We start from the raw sequence: 22,583 nt of genomic DNA, 5'->3' as shown, positions 1-22,583 counted from the left end.
TGTGCGAGCTAACTTTGTTGGGCCGTAGACGAAGGTGCCTGCATTGTTTGCTGTGGTTTTACTTGCAGAAGTTTGGCTTTTAGCTCATCAAAGTCAATGGGTTTGGTGAGGTAGTCATCCATACCTGCATTGAGGCATTTTTCTCTATCACCTTGCATCGCGTTGGCGGTTAGTGCAACGATCACGCTATTCTGATGGTTTTTTCCGGCAACACCTTGGCGGATCTGCTGTGTTGCCTGATAACCATCCATCACCGGCATCTGACAATCCATTAGAATAACATCGTAAGGTTTGTTAATCGATTGCAAGTGTGCAAGTGCTAACTCTCCATTTTCTTGGCAGACTACTTTTGCACCTAAACGTTCTAACATGGTTATCGCAACGGTTTGGTTTATCCGATTATCTTCCACTAATAAGATTGAGCGTGCTAACAAGGGTTCAGCACTGACCGGTGAATCGGCTTTGACGGATTTCGGCTTGTCTGGATCTTGATAATCAGAGTTGAACACCTGAAGTGCTGCATATGGCGTAATGGGGTAGTACACCCGCTCACAAGAGGAAAATAGCGAGAGCGTTTCACTACTTTGTTCTTCAACGGCAACCACATGAGCGATCTGTTGTTGTGTTAGCTGCGTTTTGAGTGCTTGTTGCTTTTTCCGTGGTATGGCATTGAGTAACTTGGCATCCAAAATAACAGCAAGATGTGAGGATGGTTGTTGTAGCTGAGTCATGAGCATATCAAGTTGCTGCACGTGTAAGCACGTGATATGCCAAGGCTTCAGTAGTTTACTATAGTCTTCATTGATTTCGCTTAATATATATAACGTTGAATTATCAGACTTTTCATGCTCGGTAATGGGTTTGGCAGCAGTTAGTAGCACATTACAGGAGAACGTGCTGCCAACGTGTTCTTTACTAAATGCTTGTAGGTCGCCACCGAGCAATTGAGATAATTGCTTTGCAATGGTGAGACCAAGCCCTGTACCGCCATATTGCCGAGTGGTTGATATATCTGCTTGGGTAAATGAATCAAAAACTTTATTGAGCTTTTCCTTTGATATACCGATACCTGTATCTTCTACACTGCACCAAAGCCGAGTTTGCTCGCCCGTTTGTTCTGTATGGCAGCTTAATGTCACTGAACCATCATGGGTGAACTTAATTGCATTGCTTAGCAAATTATTGAGAATTTGTTTGAGGCGATTCGGATCAGTTTGCGCGGTATGGACTTTCATACCTGATAAATCGATATGCAGCCGGTTATTGTTGGCATCAGCGGCGCGCACAAACCCAGACAGCATATTACTGAGCATCTCGATAAGATCGCACTCAACAAATTCTATCGTTAGCTTACCAGCCTCGATTTTGGAAAAGTCGAGAATATCATTAATTATAGTGAGCAAAGATTTCGCTGAACTATGTGCCAAGGAGAGCTGGTGGTGTTGAGTCGAAGTGAGTTGTGAGTGCATGACAAGCTCAACCATACCCATTACACCATTAAGTGGGGTGCGTATCTCATGACTCATGCTGGCTAAAAACTCAGCCTTCATTTTTGCGGATTGCTCTGCTAAATCTTTATCAATGATGGCTTGATTTTTTGCCTTTTGGTGGGCTTTATTGATAAAAAGGCTTCCTAACATGGCGGCGATAGACTTCATTAAACGGAGATCGCTTTGACCCCAAGCTGGACTTATTATGTCGTACTCTGCACAAAGAACGCCTAAGGTTTGGTTTTTATGACTGATAGGGCAGCAAAGCATCGCCTTAATTTCAAAAGGCTCAAGGTACGTTGTGGTGAGGGCCATTGTTGTTGGGTGGTTTTCAGCTTGTTCCGCGGCAATTATTTGGCCACTCTCAATTTCATTGAATAACGCAGGCGCTATTGCTTTTCGCCAAGGAGGAAAGTGCTCTAAGTTATCCATCGCTGCATTTGAAAAACACACTGGGATCAGCTGGTTTTTATCCTCATTAAATTGCCAAATGCTAACTTTATTAACCTCCACTCCTTTGCTACAGGTATCTGCACAGAGTGTGAGTGCTTTGCTGAGATGGTTATTTAAGATGGCTTCGTGAGAGCTCAAATGGGCAAGGAGCTCATTATTTTTGGCGAATTTATCATGTTCCATCTCCATGATTTTGCGTTTATGAATATTTTGAATGGAACCAAAAATGTGGTTAGTGCGTTTGCCACTGCGAATAGCGCGTGCTTTCACCAGCACCCATAAGTCATCCATCTTTTGGGTTTGGATGATAAATTCTTCTTCGAACTCATGGCCGGTTTTTATAAGTTCATCAATACAGTCTTGCAAGCGCTTTCTGTGCAAACCTGCTTTGAAAAACTCTGTCGTATTCATCCAAGTAGGCTGAAATTGCCTTGACACGCAGAAAATACTACGGGTGACGTCCGACCAAATAATATCACGGGTTTTGACGTTAATTTCCCACGCGCCAACTTCTGCGAGTATGCCCATATTGGTCAGTGATAAGGCATTGCGTTGAAGTTGCGATAGCAGTCGAGTGATAAAGATAAATGCGGCAATAAAGATGACAATCAGCGCGATGATTGCTAAGCGAAAAGGCCATACCGCAGTTACTGCTGGTTGCCAGCCAATGCGGGGCACGGCGTAGAGTTCCCACTCACCGGAGGGCACATTAACACTAAATGCGATGGGGGCAAGCGAATGTATATTACTGTTGCCATAAAAATAATCACCTTCTCGGCCTTTGCCATCCACGCCTTGAATCGCAATCAGGTATTGACTTTCTAATGCGGTAAAGTTTGCTTGTTGATAAAGGTTATCCATATCGAGCACGACAGAGAGTAACCCCCAGAAGTGGGTTTTATCAGTGTAAACTGGAACTCTTGCGATTAAACCAGTCCCGCCCTGAAGTAATTCTAGTGGCCCTGCCATCACGATTTCGCGACTTTCTTTGGCGAGTAATGCGCCGTATTTTTGCGTCGGATGGGTTTGATAGTTTAGGCCTATGGCTTTTTCATTGCCTTTTAAAGGATAAATATAGTCGAGCCGCATATTTGGGGCTGCTCCGATATTGCGAAGGGTTCGGCTACTATCGAATAAGGGTTTTGCGAGCTGTTCGAAGCGAGCTTGAGATAGCTCGGATTGACCTGAAAGGGCAATGCCTAGCCCTCTGACAAGTTGTACATTTTTTGCCAGAATACCCTCTATTTTAGTGCGGTAGACATTCACTTCCTCGGTCGAGCGACTCTTTTCTATTGCGATTAAGCGGCGATAGTTTACTTGATCGACATACCATGCCACCGCAATGATCACGACCAGCAGAAGCCAGAAGCTATATTTCACAAAGCGAAATTTAAGTGGTGATGTCGATAGTTCAGAAATCATGGTGCTTTTGTGTTGAAGACGATGATTTAACTATAGTTCAGTCCTCACAAAGCGAAATCTAATTGAGCAAAATAAAACGTTTTAACTTGATTGTCTTATAACTGTGACACAGTCGAGAATATTGGTTTATTGGCCGATGACATGATATACCTTCCAGCTGTATATTTAGCACATTGTAAAGGATAGCCATGCTTACTTGGATTAAACGAATTGTTGTCGTACTGCTGTTGCTCGTATTACTAGGGACAGCGACCATCTATGGTCTGTTGGCATTGAGCTTGCCAGCTCTCGATGGAAAAGGTAGTGCTACGACAATTGAAAATACCGTGACGGTAGCGCGAGATGCGATGGGACAAGCAGTGGTATCGGCGGACTCGCGAGCAGATGCGTCCTATGGTTTGGGCTTTGCGCACGGCCAAGACCGATTTTTTCAAATGGATTTATTACGTCGTAATGCTGCGGGTGAGTTGAGCGAGTTATTTGGTTCCGCTGCAATAGGTTTAGATGAAAGGATGCGATTTCATCAGTTTAGAAAGCGAGCTGAGTTAATTGTACGGTCCTTACCGAGTGCTTATCGATTAACTCTTGAGCGTTATACTCGTGGAGTGAATGATGGTCGAGCGCAATCTGGGTTCACCAGTTTTGAATATTTGCTATTGGGATCAAAACCTAAACCTTGGCAGCCAGAGGACAGCTTGCTAGTTATTTTCAGCATGTATCTAGATTTACAAACAGCCAACTATGAGCGTGATGAAGCCTTGATAGCCCTTAAGCAGCAATATGGTCAAGGTATGCTCGATTTCATTTTGCAGCCCAGCCACCATCAAGCCGCATTAGATGGTAGCGTAATAACGGCACCAACTGCCGCTATTCCAATCTTAGAGCCGCATCTGGCGCAAATTCAGCCCCAGCATATTGAAGATGTACCGTTATATGGCAGTAACAACTGGGCGGTAACCGGTGCGCTGACGAAAACAGGAGCGGCTATGCTATCGGACGATATGCATTTGGGTTTAAGCGTACCATCAATTTGGTATCGCGCGCAGCTAAACTATCAGGAACAGGGTAAAGAGGTACAAGTCACAGGCGTGTCGTTACCTGGCGCGCCTGCCATCGTTGTTGGTAGCAATAATCACATCGCATGGGGATTTACGAATGGCTATCTAGATGCTGCTGATTGGATAGAGCTTAATAGCGACACCAAAACACAGCAGATCGCTGAAGAGATTATGTTACCTAGCGGTGAGGTGCATACCTATCAGTTGGAAATGAGTGCGTTTGGCCCAGTAAAGCAGTTGGGTGATAAAAAGCTTGCGCTGAGTTGGGTTGCTCACCAGCCCTATGCAGTCAATCTAGAGCTCATTCAGCTTGAGCTGTTCTCTGAAGTTGGAGAAGCGACTGCACATGCCAAAAATGTGGGCATTCCAATTCAGAATTTGGTCGTGGTGGATAGTCAAGGTAGTGCAGCGTGGACGCCGATTGGCGCTATTCCTGCTCGCAAGTTTGCTCATGATACTGCGGTGAAGCAGGAAGAGTATGAATCCTCTTGGCAAAATAACGAGAGTATTCGCCCGGTGGTACAAGACCCTGAAAGCGGTAAGTTATGGACTGCAAACGCTCGAGTCGTGTCTGTCGCGGATAATCAACGCTTTGGTGATGGCGGTTATGCGCCAGGTGCACGCGCAGCACAAATTCGTGATGGCCTGATTAGTAAGCAAGTTTTCACCGAAGCAGATTTCTATCAGCTGCAACTAGATAACCAAGCGAAGTTTTTAACGCCTTGGCATGAGCGTTTAGTCACGCTATTGCAAACGCAAGACCCAAGCTCCTTTGATAAAGACTTAAAGTTACTTAAAGACTGGCAGGGCTGCGCGTGTGCTGATTCAGTTGGCTACACTTTGGTGAAAGCTTATCGCAATGCCTTGATAGACACATTATATGCGCCGTTAGAGCAGTATTTACAAACGCAGAGCCTGTCGCTGAAGTCTGTTAAAGGTTATTTCGAACCCGGTCTTTGGCAGCTTTTAACTGAGCAGCCAAATAGCTGGCTTGGCAGCTATAGCAATTGGAATGAACTTGAGCTGGCGGCATATCAACTAGCCAAACAAAAACTCAGTGAACGCTATGGCAGTAATATGGCCGCTTGGCGTTGGGGAGATGTGAATGCACTTAAGGTGCAGCACCCATTCTCCAAACAAATGCCTATGCTAAGTGGATTGTTAGATATGCCAACCACACAAGCCTTTGGTGATACCTTTATGCCAGCAGTGCAAGGTAAGTCATTCGGTGCATCACAGCGCTTTATTGCACAACCTGGCCATTTAGAAAATGCGATTTTAACGGTTGCTGGTGGCCAAAGTGGACATCCGCTATCACCATTTTATCGTACGGGGTTTAATGACTATGCTGGAGGAGGTAACACCCCTTTGTTACCGGGCAAAATAACTCATCAGATCGTCATTTCACCTAAGTAAGGCTTTGCACTGAACGTATCGGAGGGGTTAACTTACGCCCTCCGATACACGCAAAATCGGTGCTGCGGTAACACGGTTTCGACCTGAATGTTTGCTGTCGTAAAGCGCAGCATCTGCATGTTGAATGACGACCTCAAAAGTTTGACTAGGGTCCCAATTTGCAACGCCAAAACTCATGGTGACTTTAAGTATTTCGTTTTCAAAACTGGTGGCTTCGACGGCTCGTCGTAATTTTTCCATGCGCTGCATTGCCTCTCCACTAGAGCAAGGCGCCAGCACAATTAAAAACTCTTCACCACCCCAACGAACGGCAATGTCTGCAGGCTGAATATGTGCTTTGATTGTTTCGGCCACGCTTTTTAAGATTTGATCTCCTTTGTCATGGCCAAAGGTGTCATTGATTTTTTTAAAGTGGTCGATATCCGCCATCACCAAACATAAAGGAGAGTGAGTAGAGATACAGTTTTCTTTAGCATGGGTGATTAATTCGCGCGCATAGCGACGGTTGAACATTTGAGTGAGCGGATCGTGTGCAGCGAGTTCTTCTAATTTGTCTCTTTGTTGCACCGTCATTTTACGTATGTGGCTGATTGTGTAGATCATTGGAATACCACATATGAGCACATTGGCAAAATGGACATAGGGAATTAACTGTTGATAGCGATATTGATAGGCAACATCACCAAACAATAATTCTAAGACTGCGAATAGCGTGATCAACACAACGGAATAAATCACGGCATTGCGTAACCTGAGTTGGTAGTCTAACAACATGAGGCAAGACACTGTCCAGAGATAGTACTGAAACCCGAGTGACATGCCGAGATAGGCACACACCAGCGTCGCATGGACGGCGACTTCAAGGCAGAAAACCCGCAGTGCAATAGAGGGCTTACTCGCATCAATGAGTTTAATGCCAACGTACCACATCAGCACACTACCCACGTTGACCCAAGCAAGTATGTTCACCTCTAAATGCCAAAATACACCAATGAGGCCAGCGTGTAGCCACATGCAATACGCGGCCACACGTCGTAATAATGCAAATTTTAATGCTTCTACTTGGTCTGGTTTGCTATAAGGGTGGTATTTAGTCAAACGTAAGCTCTTGTGGTATTCACAATAAAATAAAGTATAGAAGCTCTATTGTGATTTGCCGTCTATTTGACCTAAGCTCTGGTTATCCGCTCAGCATCCAGCAAGGTTGGCTGTAGTAGAGTGAGAGATAGGTAGATAACCTGAGCTGTGGATAACTAATGCCTTTCTAGCAGCCAGTTTTAGTGCTAACTGCGTTGAATTCACTTCCAATAGCCAGCTATTGGCGCGTAAATTCGCCTTGCCTACAGGATGTAGGTACCTTAGCGAGAGCAGGACGCGGAAGCGGTGTTTTCCCTAAAACTCTCTGGCTAGACAAGGAAAAAACTAAGTTGTGCTTTAGCAACAATGAGTTGGAACATTCCTTATCCAAACCTCAGGTTAGATAATAAAAGCTTTGGAGTTGATATGTCTGTAGAAAAAGCGCGGATCACGCTATGTAACCTAGAAAAGCCTGACTACGATCAGGTTAAGTCATTAATGGATGAAGCCTACCCAGATCTCGGTGGAGCGTGGCCTAGTCATACGATATTTAGGTTGATTGACCAGTTTCCTGAGGGACAGATCGGTGTCAAAGACGGTGAGCGTCTCGTCGGTATCGCGCTGAGTGTTCAAGTTGACTATCAAACCTTTTCTAACCCGCATACCTATGAAGACATTGTTGACGCGCATAGCCGAATTTTTAGTGATAGTAATGCTGATGCGCTGTACGGGCTGGATGTAGTGATAGCCAAAAGCCATCGTGGTCTACGCCTTGGTCGGCGACTGTATGATGCCCGTAAAGAGCTTTGTCGTCAGTACAACTTGCGTGCGATTTTAGCAGGTGGCCGTATTCCGCTTTATAAGCAATTCCGTGGCAGTATGTCGCCGATGGAGTATATAAACAAAGTCGATCATAAAGAATTACACGACCCCATTCTAAGCTTCCAACTTGCCAACGACTTCCAAGTAAAGCGACTGCTTAAACAATATCTACCGGAAGATCAGGACTCCGAAGGCTATGCGACCCTACTTGAGTGGAATAACATTCTCTTCGAGCCCACCGATACCGTGATCGAAAGTAAGAAAACCATCGTCAGAGTGGGGGCTGTACAGTGGCAAATGCGCCGGGTGGAATCGGTAGAGGAGCTAATGAAACAAGTTGAGTATTTTGTGGACACGGTTTCGGATTACCAAAGTGACTTTATCCTGTTCCCTGAATTCTTTAACGCGCCACTAATGGGTCTCGGAAGCTATAGAAATCAGACCGAAGCTATTCGTGCGTTGGCGACGTATACCGAGCAGTTTAGAGCCGCTATGTCGCAAATGGCGATTGAGTACAATGCCAATATTATCACGGGCTCTATGCCGCTACTTGAGGGCGACAAGCTCTATAACGTCAGTTACTTGTGTCACCGCTCTGGCAAAGTGGATGAACAACGTAAAATTCATATCACCCCTCACGAAGACTACGATTGGGTTATCAAAGGCGGTGATAAAATTGAAGTGTTCGATACGGATGCGGGCCGAGTAGGGATCCAAGTATGCTACGACGTGGAGTTTCCAGAGTTATCACGGATCATGGCTGAAAAAGGGCTGGATATTTTGTTTGTACCATTTTGGACTGACACGAAAAACAGTTATTTAAGGGTGAGGCACTGTGCGCAAGCTCGTGCGGTTGAAAACGAATGCTACGTTGTTATCGCAGGAAGCGTTGGCAACTTGCCACAGGTAGAAAGCCTAGATGTGCAGTACGCGCAGTCAGCGGTGTTGACGCCATCGGACTTTGCTTTTCCTCATGATGCTGCACTCAACGAAGCAACACCAAATACGGAAATGCTGTTATTTAGTGACTTAGACTTAGATAAACTAAAAATATTGCATAGTGAAGGAACGGTGCGTAATTTACGAGACCGAAGAAAAGACCTGTATTCTGTGGAGTTGAAACAAAAATAGTATGGCGTGGGTTTATTTAATTATGGCTGGCTTGTTTGAAATAGGTTGGCCCGTTGGTCTGAAAATGGCTCAACAAGCCGATACTCGTTGGTTAGGCATAGTGATAGCCGTTGGTTTTATGGCCTTGAGCGGCTGGATGTTATGGCTGGCGCAAAAGCAAATTCCACTGGGTACCTCGTATGCGGTGTGGACGGGTATTGGCGCGGCAGGCACATTCTTAGTGGGTATCTTTTTCTACGGTGACCCAAGTAGTTTTATGCGCTACTTGGGCGTGTTACTTATCATCAGTGGGGTTGTGGTACTTAAGTTAGCATAACCAAAATAGCCGCAATGGCGATGAGTAAGAGTCCCATTGAGTCGCGCTTCTTTACCGGCGCTTTGAGCCATAAAAATGAGATAAGCAAAGTGAAAAACACTTCGATTTGGCCGAGTGTTTTCACGTAGGCTACATGCTCAAGGCTCATTGCGCTAAACCAACCTATAGAACCGATGCAACTGCTAACACTAATTGCCAGCGTCAGTTTACGGCGTTGCCACAGCACGCGCCAAGAGTGTGGTTCGCGTATCGTCAAATACATACTCAACATCACAGTTTGGCAAACCAGCACTAACAGCAACACCCAGGCTGCACTGTGGGGGAAAGGTAGGCCCGATGCGATACTGGCTTCACGCACCCAAAGAGAAGTAAGCGCGAAGCTTGTTCCACAGGCAAGTCCTACTAGAGCAGTTTGACCATTGAAAGCACGCAGGCTAAACCCACTCAATAACAACACCGCGATGGCGCCGATAAAGACACCAAACCAACCGAGTAAAGTTAAGCTCGAGCCAAAAAAGAGTACGCCCAAAATCGCCGCCACGAGTGCCTCACTCTTCGCAAGTCCAGCACCTATGGCGTAATTATTTTGCTTAAACAGCACCACCATTAACCCCGTCGCGATGATCTGCATGACACTGGCCCCCAGCACAAAGGCTAAAAAGTCATCGTTAATGACGAGCGATTCTGCAGGAGCGATCTGATAAAGGCTCCAAAGATATAAGCCCGCAAGTGGGCTGGCTAAAATAAATCTTGCTAAGGTGACGCTGGCTGTGGAGGCGCTTTCACTCAATTTGCTTTGAAAAGCATTTCGCCAAGCCTGAGAAAAAGCAGCTAGTAAGGTGAACAAAATCCACATGAGAGGTGACTCTACAATGCTCGAATGTGTATCAGCATACCGGATAGGAGCGAGTCTGAATAAATGAATTATCGTGATAGTGAAAATAATTCAATGTTTATTCAAGGTGCTAGGGAAGCAACTCTTGTGGTTGGCGTACTGCGACAATTTGCCACATGTTCAATTTTCAGTATCACGATATGATTAGGTCGATGCTACAAGATTGGGCCATAGGTTAGGGTATTACGTATTCACTTATGGCTTTTCTTTTTAACGCTATTCTGCTCTACTGAGTTGAATAATCAAAAGGTTGAAGGAGTATCTTGTGGGTATACTAATCATCTGTGCAATTCTTGCTATCTTACTACCTTATTTTGCCAAAATTCCTGTGGCAGTGGCGATGAACAAAGAAGGGGGCTATGACAACAAGCTCCCGCGTGAACAGCAAAAGAAGCTGACAGGGCTGGGGGCAAGAGCATTAGCCGCACATCAAAACTGTTTTGAGTCATTAGCTGTTTTTGCTGTCGCCTTAGCCGTTGCGTTTGGCACCCAAACCTACACTTCTCTAGTCGAATGGCTAGCCATAGGCCATATTGTCGCTCGAGCATTATATTGTGTGCTGTATTGGGCGAATATTGACGTGCTGCGCTCCATCGTATGGGCGCTAGGACTCGGCTGTGCTATCGCCATTATTGTGGTGTGTGGTTTATAGTTGTCCTTTGCGTGACTCTACACTCAGGTCAATTTAATTAACTCTGCTGAAATCTCTTTCACTTCAGCGGAGTTAACCTCTAGCTGTGTCAATGCTAAGTTTGCGATACGCACTCGGTATAAGTCGATAACCCGATAACCACAGTGATGTGCCATTCTTCTGATCTGGCGATTAAGTCCTTGGCGTAACACTATTCTAAAGCGGTCATGTGCGATTTGTTCAACGGTACAGGGTAGGGTTATTTGGCCCTTCACTGGCACGCCGGCTGCCATTTTAAGGCAAAAACCTGGATCTAGAGGCTTGTCGACTTGCACCTCATATTCTTTCTCTTGATGATGGTCTGGGTGGATTAACTGCTGACACAGTGCCCCATCGTTGGTGAGTAGTAGTAACCCCCGGCTGTCTTTGTCTAACCGACCTATTGGATAAACACGACACGATTTAGGTAGTACATGATAGATACTAGCCGGGTCATCTGGATTCACTTTGCAGTCTATACCAACAGGTTTATGGTAAACAAAGAGCCTTCTCGCTTGCGGGGGCGCGACCAGTTCACCATCGACCATAATGGAATCGGTCAAATTGATGTGATCTATGTGATTGGCCAAGCGACCATTTACGGTCACTCTTGCGCTGTCAATTAAGCGAGACGCTTGTCGCCTAGAGCAAACACCGCAGTGGCTGAGATATTTAGCCAAACGCATCGGATAGGACATAGACATTCACATGATCAAAATGAGATAACAGCGCGTATTGTAGGGCAACAGACTGTTTGGATCCATGTATGGGGAATATCAATGGCCATTGCGTTTTCAAAGTTAAAACAACATCAGCCGCTGCAAAAGGTAATAGTGCATTCCATTGATTTAGCGCTTTATCAAGTCAGTGTGCTTATTAATAACGTGGAATATTATGTCACGGAAGAAAATGGTGAGTTTTTAAAAGCACATAACCCGCTGCAAATTCAAAAACGCCTGCTTGATATTAGCTACATGGAAATGGTGATTAGACATCAAAGTGCTTATGACGAGATGATAGGGCACCCAGTGTCAGCCAATGACAATACATTAGAAGTGCCCTTTGGTCGTAATAACCTCTTCTAAGCGTTATTTGTGGTTCGTGAGTACTTCACTCACCGCGGTTGCAAAATCGCGTTGGTGGGCGATCCCCATGTTAATCAATCTAGTGTCTTTTAGAGCACAATTTTTTGGTCTTGTTGCATCGTCACTCGGTTGGCTCAGCGGCATGAGATCTTGCGTCGGTAGCTGCAAAGCCTGCGCCATGACCTGCGCCATTTCATATTTAGTGAATGCTTGATTGCCACTGATATGAATAATTCCACCAAGGCTAGGCTGTGCGATAACATCCTTGAGGGTTAGGGCAATATCATTGACATGGGTTGGGTAGCGAATGGCCCAATGATCGTGACTTGAAGCAGGGTTGGTCAACAGCTGCTTGGCAATAACGGTTACCGCAGATTCTTCCAGCGTTTTTACCTCGCCATATAATACAGGCACTCGCACTATGGTGTGTAGTGCGCTGTCTGCCAGTATTGCACGCTCCGCAGCTTGCTTGGTTTGGCCGTAGAAGTTCACAGGATTAGTGATATCTGTTTCAACATAAGGTGCTGAGGTGCCATCAAACACATAGTCGGTACTAATAAAGAAAAATCGAATATCTCTTTCGCGGCAGGCTTGGGCTAAGAACTCGGTTGCTGCAACATTAAGTGCAAGCGTTGCCGCTTGGTCTCGCTCACAATGCTCAGGCCTGCGCTCTGCGGCTGCGTGAATAAGTACTTCTGGGCTGTGACTATCTAAGAAGTCTAAAACCGAATTGTGGTCAGCCAAATCAAGTTTGTGAAGTGGCGCGGCAGCTCGGCTGAAGCCACATCCTAAAATTTCATGGGTACTACTTAGCTCTTGGCAAAGCGCGCGGCCAAGTAGACCAGTTGCGCCGGTGATCATAACTTTAGACATAGATAACAGCATCCTTTTTAAATGTGCTCGTACAGTAACAAAGGCAAATGAAAAACTACAGGTTTGTGTCGATTTCCGCTAGGTTAAATGAGGAGCAATTAAACAGAGAGTAACGATGAATAATAAAGTTCTGTTGGTCAGTATGTGGATGCTGTCTACATCAGCAAGCGCAACGCAAGTATTTATGAAAGGAAGTAACTGCCTGCTTACTGAAAAAACACAACAGATAGAATTAGTTGCGCAAAGTTCAGGCTCGATTTATGCGGTTGCTGGAAGAGAAGCAAGTAGTGAACAAGTCCGAAAAGTAGCGGGTAAACTGAGCGATGATGTAAAGATGAAGCTATTCGAAGCGCTGTCAACTAAAGCACAAGCTTATTCGTACGGCGTCATTGTTGATAGAGTGGTACTCAAAGAGCGTATCAAAGACACCTCAAAAGAAGTAAGTGTCTCTGGTCGGATTGTAGCTTACCCAGTCACTGCCTGTGAGACTTCGGAAGCCATCACGGCTAAAAACTATAACATGATAACCGCAACATCGTTTTCTGGTAAAACTCAGCGGATTGCCTTTAACGTGGAGATAGACCCAAACCCTAATGTACATGTGCCTAAACAGACGCAAGTTGATGATATGGTAATTTCACAAAAGCAAATCTTTGGTATTAGGTTAGGCTATACCTATACTGAAGCAGAGAAAAAAGTGGGGCGCTTTACCCTTGTCTGGCCACTTAATGAACGGCAAAAGCTAGCAATCATTGGTAGAAATCATGCGTTACTATTCGAAAACAATCTGTTTGTTGGTTATCAATATGCTTTCAATTTGTTGCCTGTAAGTCTTGCTAATCTTATTAATATTTACGACATTAACCTAGCCATTCATATTCAAGATGAAACCGTTGAAATCACGAAGGTTACATTGAGTGGGAAGGTGATGATGGCTATCAAAAACACTTTTCCTAGCGTGACGTTTTATCAAGAAGGAAAATACACCAAAGAGCCAAAAACTAAGCTTTCTGGCTTACAGATTGGTGAGTTTAATGTCACCAAACCAGCCGCACTTAGTTGCTATAAAGGTCAGATCGAGATAGACGAGTTTGTACAACATCACCAGCAAAGCCTAGTTCAATGGCAAAGCGTGGATGCGAAAACGGTGTTTTACACTGGTTGTAACCAGTTAATCGAATTAAATAAGCTTGGAAAGGTGACTTCGCTCAAGTTACTTGAGCCTTGGTCGCTAAGCAATGCAAATCTAATTGGGCTTGCTGATATGACAAGTGTGCTCTCACCCTGGGAGTTTTATGGAGTGCATTATTTAGACCCTGAAAATAAAGCTTCTTTGATAGGAGAGATTGAGGACTTTTACGGCACAATTGAGGTCACAGCCGAGCTGTGGGCTGGCCACTTCAAATCTTATGATGGTCAGCTTGTTTCTGCTGAATTTGAGAAGATGTAGAAGTCATCACTCCTACATCTCCAATTCGTTTAAGCCGTTTGTTCTGTCAGTGGCTTTTCAGATTGTTTTTCCCAATGCTTGGTTTTAAGACCAAGCACACCGACAAATACACCAATACCGATCGTAAATAATGCAATTTGCAGATAAAGGTTGGGCAAGTCTTCGATATTATTAGGATCAAAGCTACCAGCGAGTAGACCCGAGAAGATATTACCAATGGAGTAAGTCAGTACGAAAACCCCCATCATTTGCCCTGCAAAACGTTTGGGAGATAACTTACTTACTGCGCTTAATGCCACAGGACTTAAGCAAAGCTCACCCACGGTGTGCAAAAAGTAAGTGGTGATCAACCACATCGGTGCTACTTGTAGGCCTTGAGCTGCATATTGGGAAGCGAAAAACATCACAATAAATCCGCTCGCCATGATGATCAGACCAATCGCACATTTCACGCTATAGGTTGGCGTGATCATGCGCTTAGCCAAGTTAATCCATAGCGCAGCAAAGAAAGGAGATAACACGATAATGAAGAAAGCGTTGGCTGATTGGAACCAAGCGGTTGGAATACTAAAGCTGCCTATTAAGCGGTCCGTATAATCGCGGGCAAATAGATTAAGCGATGAGCCCGCTTGTTCAAAACCAGACCAAAAACAAGTGGAAGCAACGCAAACCAAAAAGAGTGCCCACATCCGACGCTTTTCATCGGCATCAAGATTACCGCCAAAGTAGATATAACCGTAATACAAAAAGAATGTGACAGTAAAAGCAATCGCGACATATTTGGCGAGTTCTACTGGGTTAATCACAAAAACACCTGCAAACGCCGCTGCCGTTATTGCTGCAATAGCCGTAATGACTAAAACAATCGCACTCCAAGCTTTAGCACTTTGACTCCCCGTCATTGGGTTAGTTGGCGCATAGCCAACGGTAGCGATGTGTTTGTCTGTTAGGCGATAATTGACTAAGCCGATTGCCATGCCTACCGCGGCTGCACCAAAGGCCCAGTGCCAACCAACATTTTCCATAAAGTAGCCACATACCGCGTAGCCGATCACTGACCCTAGGTTAATCCCCATATAGTAAATCGCGTAGCCGCTGTCACGGCGGTTATCTTCATCGGTATAAAGCTGGCCAACCATAGCGCTAATATTGGGTTTTAATAAACCGGTGCCACTGGCAACAAAGATAAGACCAACAAAAAAGGAAAATTGACTTGGGATGGCAAGAATGATGTGGCCGCACATGATGATGATACCACCGTACCAAACCGCGCGTTGACCACCTAATAAACGGTCTGCTATCCAACCTCCCGGTAGACCTAAGAAATAAACCGAACCAGTGTAGAGGCCATATATTGCGGCGGCGGAGGCAACGGTGAAGCCAAGGCCTTCTTGCTGTAAGGTGGCTGTCATGAAAAGTACTAACATGGCGCGCATGCCATAATAACTCATTCGTTCCCACATCTCGGTGAGAAACAGAGTTTGCAGGCCTTTTGGATGACCAAAAAAGCCTGTATCACTTGTTGTGTCCTGTGATGACATATTTCACTTCCATTATTATCGTTTTTTGGAAGTCAATATTAGTACGTTATTCAAGCACCGAATGCAACCGCATGAAAGGAAACATTACATCATCTTTTTTAACATTTGTATGTCATCGATTTCCACATTGGCTAATCCTTTGTACTGGTATGGTGTAAAGTGGTTGCGAAGCCAAACACTAGGGCAGCCAGCACGGTGCGCTCCTTGTACATCGGTATCCAAGCTATCGCCGACATGTAAAAGTTGATGTGGTTTAAGGTTAAAATGTTGACAGGCAAGCTGATAAAGCTCAGGGTGAGGCTTGGCGCGGCCATCAATTCCGGCGCGAAGCACTAAGTCAAAACTATCGCGAAGATTAAATTTATCTATCTCGACATTACCATTAGTGATAGCAATAATGTGATATTGACTGCGTAACTGAGCAAGCAGGCTGATGACGGCGTCGCTGACCGTGATATTACTGCGGGCATCGGCAAAGGCTTGGTAGGCACGTAGTGCGTGCTGTCTACTTGTTGCGGTATCAAAGCCCAGTGCCGTGAAGCCCCATTCAAGTGCCACTTGACGCCACTTTGTCACATCTTCTGCAAGCGCACTGTTTTGTTTGAGCGTTTCGTTTCGACATTGAGACCAGAATGATCGCCCTTTCGCTTGCCACTCGGGAATAGCATCCAGGTGCGCTGTCATGGCGTTAACGGCCGCAATGATAACAGGCCTGTTGTCGTATAGCGTATCGTCTAAATCAAAACTGATGGCGGCAATGTCTGAAATGGGCTTATTGAATCTCATTGTTACTCGTCTTTTTGCTTTTTCGCTCTTGGGTGAGCGCTATCATACACTTTTGCTAAATGTTGAAAATCTAAATGGGTGTAGACCTGTGTGGCTGATAAGCTGGCATGTCCAAGCATCTCTTGTACCGCGCGCAAGTCACCGCTGGATTCTAGCATGTGGCTGGCGAACGAGTGCCTCAGTTTATGGGGGTGAATAGGTGTACTAACCCCTTGTTTCAAACCCCATTCTTTCATTCTTGCGCGGACATGGCGAGGGCTGATCCGGCGCTTCAATTTGCTCACAAAAAGCGCAGGTTCTTCCAATGTTGCAAATTGCGGCCTTATTTTGAGCCAATCAGCTAGTGCGTTTAGCGCTTTACCACCGACAGGCACAACACGCTCCTTGCCGCCTTTACCAAGCACGCGTATTTCACCGTCTTTGACATCCAATAGGTTTGCACCAACCAACTCGCTTAATCGCAAACCACTAGAGTACATTAATTCCATCATGGCTTTGTCACGAATGGCAAGCGCATCATCTGCCTGTATTTCAAGAAGTTGTCCCATTTGGTCAACATCAAGGTTCTTTGGGAGTGGTTTTTGAAACTTAGGCCCTCGGATCCCCTGCGCGGGATTGACAACAGCCTGTTGCGATTGTGACTTGAGCTTGAGAAATTTATATAAGCTCCGAATACAACTGAGCTTAAGGTTGATGGTTCTTGGGCTGTAATTTTGACCGCGAAGCTTCATGCTGTAGCGGCGAATTTGCTCGCCACTGACTTCTAGCCAAGAAGAGGCGTGGTCACAAAAATACTGCGCTGCTTGAATAAGCTGAGTGTTGTATTGGGTTAGTGTATGTTCTGAGTAGTGCTTTTCGTGGCGCAAGTGTGCCATAAAGGCGGTTACTGGTTGCGTCCAATCTTCCGATAGTGGTGTTAGGCTCATGCCAGCGCTTCGAGCTTAAGCGATAATGTTTGAATAAAAGCCGTGATCAACATATTGTCATGCTGTGGCGAAAAGTGTTCTGGTGAGCGGCTGGCAAAAGCCAGAATAAAGCGACCTTTGTCTGACGCATCAACGCGGTAAAGTGCTACCGATCCTACTTCAATATCGGCAAACAAGAGTTCAGCTTGTGACTGACTGAGTCGTCCTAAGTAGCAGTTGTTACTGCTCAGTTTAGCTGACACTAGTTCCAAAAGCGTATCATCGATGTTGATGAGTTTACATGCTTGGATGTCCGGATGGTCCTCAAAGCGCTGTGCTAACGTATGATTGATAGCACTCAACTCAGTACAACGCATGATAGCCAATTGGCATTCACTCAGCTGTTTGAAAACCAGTTCGTTGGCTTTTGCGTAATGGACCATGTCTTTGATCTGTTGCTGTAGTGAGTTGACTTCGTCGCGGAGCATCCGCTGTTGGTGCAAAGCAAGGTTTGGAAGCCCTTGCTGCTGGTGGTGTAGCTGCAAATCCAATAGCACATAAGGGTGCCTGAGCAAAAAGTCAGGATGCTTGCGCAGGTACTCAACGACTAATTGTTCAGTTGAATTTGCTTCTTTTATGGTCATATTGCGATTTGCCCATCAAAAACATGCTCCGCCGGTCCGGTCATTTTCACTACTTGACCTTGACCGCCCCAACGCACTTGAAGACTGCCACCTGGTAGGTCGACCCTAACGGTTTCTTCTAACTTGCCTTGCATTATGCCTGCAACTACGGCGGCACATGCTCCTGTGCCACAGGCAAGCGTTTCGCCAGCGCCGCGCTCCCAAACACGTAGCTTAACGTATTCACGAGAAACTACTTCCATAAAGCCAATATTGGCCTTTTGTGGGAAACGTTCATGGTGTTCAAGGAGTGGTCCAAGTGTAGCTACCTCAGCGGTTTCTACACTATCGACAATAATCACGCCATGAGGATTGCCCATAGAAACCGCGCTACAAAACACCGTATGTTCGTCGGCTCTTAAAATATAGGTGTTTTCTTGTTTGTTTGCACGAAACGGAATGGCTTGTGGGTTAAAATTTGGTTTGCCCATATTCACGGTAACTTGGCCGTCTTTTTCGGTATAAAGGGTGATATTGCCGCCCTTTGTAGAGACACAAACCTTGTGTTTGTTCGTTAAGCCCTTCATGCGGACAAAACGAGCAAAACAGCGAGCACCGTTACCACACTGCTCAACTTCGTTACCATCGGCATTGAAAATACGATAATGAAAATCTAAGTCCGGGGAATAAGGCGCTTCAACCATCAACAGCTGATCAAAGCCAATTCCAAAGTGGCGATCTGCTAACTTCTTAATTTGGTCTCGAGACAAAAACACATTTTGGGTGACATTATCTATCACCACAAAGTCGTTGCCTAAACCATGCATTTTTGAAAAGTTTATAAACATAGAGTGGTTATCTTTTGGTATAAAACCATGGCCTCACTTTACTAATACTTTGCCATGGATACCTCGACTAGGGAAGCTGCTTGGCATTAAGCCTTGTTTTGCACCCCTAGGATGTATCCAAGTCGATTATTGTGGCAGTAGTTGCTCAAATTGCCACAGAGATTCTAACGGCTCTCTTTGGCGGATTAGATGGTGTTGATTGTTATCAACCATGACCTCTGCACAGCGGGGGCGTGAGTTATAATTTGAACTCATGGTAAAGCCATACGCGCCTGCACTGCGCTGTACTAATAAGTCACCAGCCTTAATTTTAAGTACTCGGTCTTTACCTAGAAAGTCACCCGTTTCACATACTGGACCAACCACGTCGTAATTTATCGCGTCAACGTCGTCTCGCGGTGTGACTGGTACGATATTTTGCCAAGCCTGATAAAGCGATGGTCGTAACATGTCGTTCATGCCAGCATCAACAATGGCAAAATGCTTATGCTCGGTTGGCTTAATAAATTCGACTTTAGTCACCAGCACACCGGCATTGGCAGCAATCGCTCGACCAGGCTCAAAAATGAGTTCTAGATCATTGAACTGCGCCAATCGCGCTTTAATCTCTGCAGCGTAAGCACTCGGATGCGGCGGCTTTTCACCGTCATAAGGCACGCCAAGACCGCCACCGATATCGAGGTGATGCAAGTAAATTCCCGCTTTTTCAAGTTGAGAGATTAGAGCCAGCACTTTATCTAACGCCGCTAAAAATGGATTAACCTCAACCAACTGAGAGCCGATATGAAAGTCGATCCCAACCACTTTTAAACCCGGTAGGGCATAAGCGAGCTGGTAAACATCAAATGCGGCTTTGATATCAATACCAAATTTGTTCTCTTTTAACCCGGTTGAAATATAGGGGTGAGTTTTTGCATCGATATCTGGGTTTACACGCAATGAAATTGGCGCAATTTTATCCAGTCTGGTTGCCACTTCACTGATCCGATGAAGCTCTGCAATCGACTCAACATTAAAGCATTTAATCCCAGTCTCAAGCGCAAACGCAATTTCATCTTCCGTTTTCGCAACACCAGAAAAAACGACTTTTTGAGGATCTCCCCCTGCTTTTAGCACTCGCGCAAGTTCACCTTTCGACACGATATCAAAACCAGAACCAAGCTGAGCCAAGACGTTCAGCACGGCGATATTTGAATTCGCCTTTACTGCGTAGCACACTAAGTGGGGATGACCGGCTGCGGCATCCGTAAAAGCGTGATAATGCCGCGCTAAAGTCTTCTTCGAGTAGATATAGCAAGGAGTGCCATATTGCTCGGCGATTGTGGTTATGGCGACATCTTCAGCGAATAGTTCGCCATCTTGATAATTGAAATAATCCATTTTAACGCTCCTGTTGCTCTGCTTCAGGCTGGTTTGCTTGTGCTGCTTTCGGTTGGTTTGATTTTTTAGCCTGTTGTTCAGGCAAATAAAGCGGACCGCTTTGACCGCAACCCGATAATCCGATTAAAGTAGTAAAAACAAGTGCCGTTACGCTAAATTTATAAGGTGTCGCTTTCATTAGATAATTCGTGTCAGTGCCTTTATAATCGCAGAGTAACAGAATTGATAAAAAAAGCAGCTTTTCGCTATTGAAATTTCGTCTTCATCAAATTGCTCAAATAGCGAGTTAAGCTTAGGCACCATGCCGCAGTGCGTCAGTAAGAGGAAATCACGATGACAGAAAGTGAATATCATGAGTTAGCCGATGCGCTAATGTTGACTATTGAAGAGCAGATCGATGATTGTGACGCTGATTTAGATTACGAATCAGCATCGGGAATTCTAGAAATTATATTCCCTGACAAGAGCAAAATTGTTATCAACAAACAAGCACCATTGCACCAAGTCTGGGTGGCGACTAAGTTTAATGGTCATCACTTTGAGTTGCGTGGCGATCAGTGGATTGATAATCGTTCTGGTGCTGAGTTTTGGCAATTTATGAGCGACGCGGCGACTAAACAGGCAAATATCGCAATAGAGTGGCAGCACGATTAATGTTGGAGTTTGTAGATTATCCTGCCAAAGGACAACATAAAGCGAGTATTATTTGGCTTCATGGTTTAGGCGATTCAGGTAACGGCTTTTTACCCATTGCCTCTGAGTTAAACTTGCCTGACGAATTAGGTGCACACTTTATTTTTCCACATGCACCAGAGCAGCCGGTCACCATAAATGGTGGTATGGTGATGCGTGCATGGTATGACATTAAATCATTTGATCTGGATAAAAGAGCGGATGAACAAGGTGTGCGAGACTCATCAGCTCAGGTTGAAGCGTTGATTCAGGCAGAGTTAGATAAAGGTATTCCAGCTAACCGCATTATCTTAGCTGGATTTTCTCAAGGGGGCGTGATCGCGCTCCATCTTGCACCGCGTTTAACTGTTAAATTGGCTGGTGTCATGGCACTATCAACTTATATGTGTGTGCCTGAAAAGCTCAGTGCAGAAGCACAGCAAAGCGAGCTCACTATTTTTATGGCGCATGGCAGTGCTGATCCTGTCGTGCCGATGTTTGCAGGTGAGCACGCATTTAACACGTTACAACAGCAAGGCTATGAAGTGAGCTGGCAAGACTACCCAATGGAGCATCAGGTCTGTCTTGAAGAGTTAAAAGCCATTCGCGCTTGGTTAATTACGAGACTGAGCGATTAATATTAAGTGGTATAAGATACTGGTGACAGATACAGGAGCAAAGCAATGTCACAAAAGATTGTCATAAAAACGTCGGTGAGTAAGCAACCCTCAGAGCCCTCAGCGGTGACCTATCAATGGCACTGGAAACGCATTTTTATGGCAACGGCAGCGTTTGCTGGCATTGCAACCGCGGGGGTTTATGGTGTCGTGGATAACGTCAATGCAGATGAAGGTGATACCCAAGTGGCAATATCAATGCATGCCACCATTGCGCAAACCGATACATCGCTGAATGACTCTCCTGCATCAGTAGACTCTAATGAAGAGCGTGAGGGCGAGCAGCCAAGTGCGGATACCTCACCCGATAGCGTTTTAACGACGCCCGAACTCACCCCTGCTGGTGCCGCGACGACCTCAATAGAGGTTGCTCAAGTCATTGCGTTAGACCAAGTGCAACAACAAACTTCTGAAGAAACAGAAACAGAAACAGAAACAGAAACAGAAACAGAAACAGAAACAGAAACAGAAACAGAAACAAGGGCTGAAGCTAAAAATCAATTTGATGCTGAAGCGCGCATCGCCAGTGTCGCGCTAGGGGCAAAAATCGACACGCAATTTATCAGCCGCGCTGTACTCACTACTATGATTGACGACCGCGAACCAACGAACGTGTTGAAAGACGTAATTGCGACCACTCAGTTTAGTGACAAGCTGTACTTTTTCACTGAAGTGCACGCGCTTAAAGATCAAGTGGTGTCGCACCTGTGGTTTCATCAAGACGAGTTGATGGCAGAAGTGGAGCTGCCGATCCAAGCCGCGCGCTACCGTACTTATTCAAGTAAGAACGTCATGCCGAGTCAAACCGGAGATTGGCGTGTTGAGGTGGTGACGCAGTCTGGACAACTGCTTGCCCAAAAGACGTTCCGCATTGTGGATAATAGTCAGCAATAATCTTACTCGCAGTATTGTGTATGGCAGCATGTGACTGACTGCCATCACCACATAGTTAACTATTTGCAGCGGCAATAACGCTGCAATAAATGAAAGGCA

The 22,583-nt window shown here is 45.4% G+C and carries 21 protein-coding genes; 9 read left to right on the top strand and 12 right to left on the bottom strand.

Annotated elements, in window-relative coordinates; all coding sequences use genetic code 11:
* Positions 1-8 precede the first annotated feature (8 nt).
* Positions 9-3,365 carry an ATP-binding protein gene (locus L3V43_RS20920; protein WP_237117335.1) on the bottom strand — a complete coding sequence of 1,119 codons (3,357 nt, stop codon included), beginning with the start codon at positions 3,363-3,365 and terminating at the stop codon, positions 9-11.
* Positions 3,366-3,553: 188 nt separating this feature from the next.
* On the opposite strand from L3V43_RS20920, the gene L3V43_RS20915 reads away from it, so the two are divergent.
* Positions 3,554-5,839: a penicillin acylase family protein gene (locus L3V43_RS20915; protein WP_102055825.1), complete on the top strand. Its 2,286-nt coding sequence runs from the start codon at positions 3,554-3,556 to the stop codon at positions 5,837-5,839.
* A gap of 27 nt (positions 5,840-5,866) precedes the next feature.
* Here the strand turns inward: L3V43_RS20915 and L3V43_RS20910 are convergent, their stop codons facing one another.
* Complete coding sequence (locus L3V43_RS20910) at positions 5,867-6,937, bottom strand: GGDEF domain-containing protein (RefSeq protein WP_237117334.1); 1,071 nt, start codon at positions 6,935-6,937, stop codon at positions 5,867-5,869.
* Positions 6,938-7,342: 405 nt separating this feature from the next.
* Between L3V43_RS20910 and L3V43_RS20905 the strand changes: the two genes are divergently transcribed.
* Both L3V43_RS20905 and L3V43_RS20900 read left to right on the top strand, forming a co-directional pair.
* Complete coding sequence (locus L3V43_RS20905) at positions 7,343-8,869, top strand: bifunctional GNAT family N-acetyltransferase/carbon-nitrogen hydrolase family protein (protein WP_010604215.1); 1,527 nt, start codon at positions 7,343-7,345, stop codon at positions 8,867-8,869.
* A gap of 1 nt (position 8,870) precedes the next feature.
* Positions 8,871-9,185, top strand: a complete 315-nt coding sequence (locus L3V43_RS20900; protein ID WP_010604216.1) for a multidrug efflux SMR transporter — start codon at positions 8,871-8,873, stop codon at positions 9,183-9,185.
* Here L3V43_RS20900 and L3V43_RS20895 read toward each other — a convergent pair.
* Positions 9,172-10,041, bottom strand: coding sequence for a DMT family transporter (locus L3V43_RS20895; RefSeq protein ID WP_235368789.1), 870 nt, complete (start codon positions 10,039-10,041; stop codon positions 9,172-9,174). The two genes, L3V43_RS20900 and L3V43_RS20895, sit on opposite strands and share 14 nt — an antisense overlap.
* Before the next feature lie 304 nt (positions 10,042-10,345).
* Here L3V43_RS20895 and L3V43_RS20890 point away from each other — a divergent pair, with 304 nt between their 5' ends.
* Positions 10,346-10,732, top strand: a complete 387-nt coding sequence (locus L3V43_RS20890) for an MAPEG family protein (RefSeq protein ID WP_010604218.1) — start codon at positions 10,346-10,348, stop codon at positions 10,730-10,732.
* 23 nt (positions 10,733-10,755) lie between these two features.
* Here L3V43_RS20890 and L3V43_RS20885 read toward each other — a convergent pair whose 3' ends face one another.
* Positions 10,756-11,448: a pseudouridine synthase gene (locus L3V43_RS20885; protein ID WP_029215736.1), complete on the bottom strand. Its 693-nt coding sequence runs from the start codon at positions 11,446-11,448 to the stop codon at positions 10,756-10,758.
* A gap of 81 nt (positions 11,449-11,529) precedes the next feature.
* On the opposite strand from L3V43_RS20885, the gene L3V43_RS20880 reads away from it, so the two are divergent.
* Entirely contained in the window at positions 11,530-11,835 is a 306-nt protein-coding gene (locus tag L3V43_RS20880) for a DUF6482 family protein (RefSeq protein ID WP_010604220.1), read from the top strand.
* A 3-nt stretch (positions 11,836-11,838) separates the two neighbouring features.
* Here the strand turns inward: L3V43_RS20880 and L3V43_RS20875 are convergent, their stop codons facing one another.
* Positions 11,839-12,708 (bottom strand): SDR family oxidoreductase, encoded by an 870-nt coding sequence (locus L3V43_RS20875; protein ID WP_102055828.1) that lies wholly within the window; start codon positions 12,706-12,708, stop codon positions 11,839-11,841.
* Between the two features lie 115 nt (positions 12,709-12,823).
* On the opposite strand from L3V43_RS20875, the gene L3V43_RS20870 reads away from it, so the two are divergent.
* Positions 12,824-14,158 carry a hypothetical protein gene (locus L3V43_RS20870; protein ID WP_102055829.1) on the top strand — a complete coding sequence of 445 codons (1,335 nt, stop codon included), beginning with the start codon at positions 12,824-12,826 and terminating at the stop codon, positions 14,156-14,158.
* A 29-nt stretch (positions 14,159-14,187) separates the two neighbouring features.
* Here the strand turns inward: L3V43_RS20870 and L3V43_RS20865 are convergent, their stop codons facing one another.
* The 7 genes from L3V43_RS20865 to L3V43_RS20835 all read right to left on the bottom strand — a co-directional run bounded on the left by L3V43_RS20865 (position 14,188) and on the right by L3V43_RS20835 (position 20,419).
* Positions 14,188-15,699, bottom strand: coding sequence for a peptide MFS transporter (locus L3V43_RS20865; protein ID WP_237117333.1), 1,512 nt, complete (start codon positions 15,697-15,699; stop codon positions 14,188-14,190).
* 84 nt (positions 15,700-15,783) lie between these two features.
* Positions 15,784-16,485, bottom strand: coding sequence for an HAD-IA family hydrolase (locus L3V43_RS20860; protein ID WP_237117332.1), 702 nt, complete (start codon positions 16,483-16,485; stop codon positions 15,784-15,786).
* Between the two features lie 2 nt (positions 16,486-16,487).
* Positions 16,488-17,411 (bottom strand): tyrosine recombinase XerC, encoded by a 924-nt coding sequence (locus L3V43_RS20855; protein ID WP_039491009.1) that lies wholly within the window; start codon positions 17,409-17,411, stop codon positions 16,488-16,490.
* Positions 17,408-18,034 carry a DUF484 family protein gene (locus tag L3V43_RS20850; protein ID WP_235368794.1) on the bottom strand — a complete coding sequence of 209 codons (627 nt, stop codon included), beginning with the start codon at positions 18,032-18,034 and terminating at the stop codon, positions 17,408-17,410. Before L3V43_RS20850 ends, L3V43_RS20855 begins: the two co-directional genes overlap by 4 nt.
* Entirely contained in the window at positions 18,031-18,861 is an 831-nt protein-coding gene (gene dapF, locus L3V43_RS20845; protein WP_039491011.1) for a diaminopimelate epimerase, read from the bottom strand. The genes L3V43_RS20850 and dapF overlap by 4 nt, the downstream gene beginning before the upstream one ends.
* 126 nt (positions 18,862-18,987) lie before the next feature.
* Positions 18,988-20,241, bottom strand: a complete 1,254-nt coding sequence (gene lysA, locus L3V43_RS20840; protein WP_102055833.1) for a diaminopimelate decarboxylase — start codon at positions 20,239-20,241, stop codon at positions 18,988-18,990.
* Position 20,242: 1 nt separating this feature from the next.
* Entirely contained in the window at positions 20,243-20,419 is a 177-nt protein-coding gene (locus tag L3V43_RS20835; protein WP_010604229.1) for a lipoprotein, read from the bottom strand.
* Between the two features lie 155 nt (positions 20,420-20,574).
* Between L3V43_RS20835 and cyaY the strand changes: the two genes are divergently transcribed.
* From cyaY to L3V43_RS20820, 3 genes are read left to right on the top strand one after another with little or no spacing between them, the layout of a single operon-like run.
* The gene (gene cyaY / locus L3V43_RS20830; RefSeq protein ID WP_010378141.1) at positions 20,575-20,895 is read left to right on the top strand and encodes an iron donor protein CyaY; all 321 of its coding nucleotides are present in this window, start codon (positions 20,575-20,577) and stop codon (positions 20,893-20,895) included.
* Positions 20,895-21,551 (top strand): alpha/beta fold hydrolase, encoded by a 657-nt coding sequence (locus L3V43_RS20825; protein WP_237117331.1) that lies wholly within the window; start codon positions 20,895-20,897, stop codon positions 21,549-21,551. The genes cyaY and L3V43_RS20825 overlap by 1 nt, the downstream gene beginning before the upstream one ends.
* Positions 21,552-21,596: 45 nt before the next feature.
* A complete protein-coding gene (locus L3V43_RS20820) occupies positions 21,597-22,484 on the top strand; it encodes a DUF2914 domain-containing protein (RefSeq protein WP_237117330.1) in 888 nt (295 codons plus the stop codon).
* Positions 22,485-22,583 lie beyond the last annotated feature (99 nt).

It is taken from the genome of Pseudoalteromonas sp. L23 (genome assembly GCF_021728455.1).
GTDB lineage: Bacteria > Pseudomonadota > Gammaproteobacteria > Enterobacterales > Alteromonadaceae > Pseudoalteromonas.
Note: the sequence above shows the minus strand (reverse complement) of the source record. Positions and strands in the feature narration are given on the sequence as shown.